The organism is Escherichia sp. 93.1518 (genome assembly GCF_013368915.2).
GTDB classification, from domain to species: Bacteria; Pseudomonadota; Gammaproteobacteria; order Enterobacterales; family Enterobacteriaceae; genus Escherichia; species Escherichia ruysiae.
Genome location: NZ_JABWMT020000073.1, coordinates 1 through 2400, shown reverse-complemented (window position 1 = coordinate 2400; position 2400 = coordinate 1). Strand labels below are relative to the sequence as shown.

Here is a 2400-nt window from a genome sequence, read left to right as displayed (position 1 = left end):
AGAGATGCAGGCAGTTTCTGCCGTGCTTAAGGGCAAATACACCATGACCGGTGAAGCCTTCGATCCGGTTGAGGTGGATATGGGCCGCAGTGAGGCGAATAACATCACGCAGTCCGGCGGCACGGAGTGGAGCAAGCGCGACAAGTCCACGTATGACCCGACCGACGATATCGAAGCCTACGCGCTGAACGCCAGCGGTGTGGTGAATATCATCGTGTTTGATCCGAAAGGCTGGGCGCTGTTCCGTTCCTTCAAGGCCGTCAGGGAGAAGCTGGATACCCGTCGCGGCTCTCATTCCGAGCTGGAGACAGCGGTAAAAGACCTGGGCAAAGCGGTGTCTTATAAGGGAATGTATGGCGATGTGGCCATCGTCGTGTATTCCGGACAGTACGTGGAAAACGGCGTCAAAAAGAACTTCCTGCCGGACAACACGATGGTGCTGGGGAACACTCAGGCACGCGGTCTGCGCACCTATGGTTGCATTCAGGATGCGGACGCACAGCGCGAAGGCATTAACGCCTCTGCCCGTTACCCGAAAAACTGGGTGACCACCGGCGACCCGGCGCGTGAGTTCACCATGATTCAGTCAGCACCGCTGATGCTGCTGGCTGACCCTGATGAGTTCGTGTCTGTACAACTGGCGTAATCATGGCCCTTCGGGGCCATTGTTTCTCTGTGGAGGAGTCCATGACGAAAGATGAACTGATTGCCCGTCTCCGCTCGCTGGGTGAACAACTGAACCGTGATATCAGCCTGACGGGGACGAAAGAAGAACTGGCGCTCCGTGTGGCAGAGCTGGAAGAAGAGCTTGATGACACGGGCGACACTGCCGGTCAGGATACCCCTCTCAGCCCGGAAAATGTGCTGACCGGACATGAAAATGAGGTTGTATCAGCGCAGCCGGATACCGTGACTGATACGGCTGATCTGGTCACGGTTGTGGCACTGGTGACGCTGCATACTGATGCACTTCACGCCACGCGGGATGAGGCTGTGGCATTTGTGCTGCCGGGAACGGCGTTCCGTGTCTCTGCCGGTGTGGCAGCTGAAATGACAGAACGTAGCCTGGCCAGAATGCAATAACGGGAGGCGCTGTGGCTGATTTCGATAACCTGTTCGATGCTGCCATTGCCCGCGCCGATGAAACGATACGCGGGTACATGGGAACGTCAGCCACCATGACATCCGGTGAGCAATCCGGCGTAGTAATACGTGGTGTTTTTGATGACCCTGAAAATATCAGCTATGCCGGACAGGGCGTGCGCGTTGAAGGCTCCAGCCCGTCCCTGTTTGTCCGGACTGATGATGTGCGGCAGCTGCGGCGTGGAGACACGCTGACCATCGGTGAGGAAAACTTCTGGGTAGATCGGGTTACGCCGGATGATGGCGGAAGCTGTCATCTCTGGCTTGGGCGGGGCGTACCGCCTGCCGTTAACCGTCGCCGCTGAAAGGGGGATGTATGGCCATAAAAGGTCTTGAGCAGGCCGTTGAAAACCTCAGCCGTATCAGCAAAACGGCGGTGCCTGGTGCCGCCGCAATGGCCATTAACCGCGTTGCTTCATCCGCGATATCGCAGTCGGCGTCACAGGTTGCCCGTGAGACAAAGGTACGCCGGAAACTGGTAAAGGAAAGGGCCAGGCTGAAAAGGGCCACGGTCAAAAATCCGCAGGCCAGAATCAAAGTTAACCGGGGGGATTTGCCCGTAATCAGGCTGGGTAACGCACGGGTTGTCCTGTCCCGCCGCAGGCGTCGTAAAAAGGGGCAGCATTCATCCCTGAAAGGTGGCGGCAGCGTGCTTGTGGTGGGTAACCGTCGTATTCCCGGCGCGTTTATTCAGCAACTGAAAAATGGCCGGTGGCATGTCATGCAGCGTGTGGCCGGGAAAAACCGTTACCCCATTGATGTGGTGAAAATTCCGATGGCGGTGCCGCTTACCACGGCGTTTAAACAGAATATTGAACGGATACGGCGTGAGCGTCTTCCGAAAGAGCTGGGCTATGCGCTGCAGCATCAACTGAGGATGGTAATAAAGCGATGAAACATACTGAACTCCGTGCAGCCGTACTGGATGCACTGGAAAAGCATGACACCGGGGCGACGTTTTTTGATGGTCGCCCCGCTGTTTTTGATGAGGCGGATTTTCCGGCAGTTGCCGTTTATCTCACCGGCGCTGAATACACGGGCGAAGAGCTGGACAGCGATACCTGGCAGGCGGAGCTGCATATCGAAGTTTTCCTGCCTGCTCAGGTGCCGGATTCAGAGCTGGATTCGTGGATGGAGTCCCGGATTTATCCGGTGATGAGCGATATCCCGGCACTGTCAGATTTGATCACCAGTATGGTGGCCAGTGGCTATGACTACCGGCGCGACGATGATGCGGGCCTGTGGAGTTCAGCCGAT

The 2400-nt window shown here is 56.8% G+C and carries 5 protein-coding genes; all 5 read left to right on the top strand.

Annotated features, from left to right (window positions below; genetic code table 11):
* Window positions 1-646, top strand: a 646-nt coding sequence (locus tag HEN21_RS22385; protein WP_183082950.1) for a major capsid protein, incomplete at its 5' end; no start/stop codon positions are given.
* Between the two features lie 41 nt (window positions 647-687).
* The gene (locus HEN21_RS22380) at window positions 688-1083 is read left to right on the top strand and encodes a DNA-packaging protein FI (protein ID WP_000158883.1); all 396 of its coding nucleotides are present in this window, start codon (window positions 688-690) and stop codon (window positions 1081-1083) included.
* An 11-nt stretch (window positions 1084-1094) separates the two neighbouring features.
* Window positions 1095-1448, top strand: a complete 354-nt coding sequence (locus HEN21_RS22375; RefSeq protein ID WP_000753009.1) for a head-tail joining protein — start codon at window positions 1095-1097, stop codon at window positions 1446-1448.
* An 11-nt stretch (window positions 1449-1459) separates the two neighbouring features.
* The gene (locus HEN21_RS22370; RefSeq protein ID WP_135385852.1) at window positions 1460-2038 is read left to right on the top strand and encodes a phage tail protein; all 579 of its coding nucleotides are present in this window, start codon (window positions 1460-1462) and stop codon (window positions 2036-2038) included.
* Window positions 2035-2400 (top strand): phage minor tail U family protein (locus HEN21_RS22365; RefSeq protein WP_183082949.1); only part of this gene is annotated, 366 nt, incomplete at its 3' end. The genes HEN21_RS22370 and HEN21_RS22365, both read left to right, overlap by 4 nt.

Excerpts from the sequence above, each read along its gene's own strand:
- HEN21_RS22380 (WP_000158883.1), top strand. The coding sequence starts at position 688 with ATGACGAAAGATGAACTGATTGCCCGTCTCCGCTCGCTGGGTGAACAA.
- HEN21_RS22370 (WP_135385852.1), top strand. The coding sequence starts at position 1,460 with ATGGCCATAAAAGGTCTTGAGCAGGCCGTTGAAAACCTCAGCCGTATC.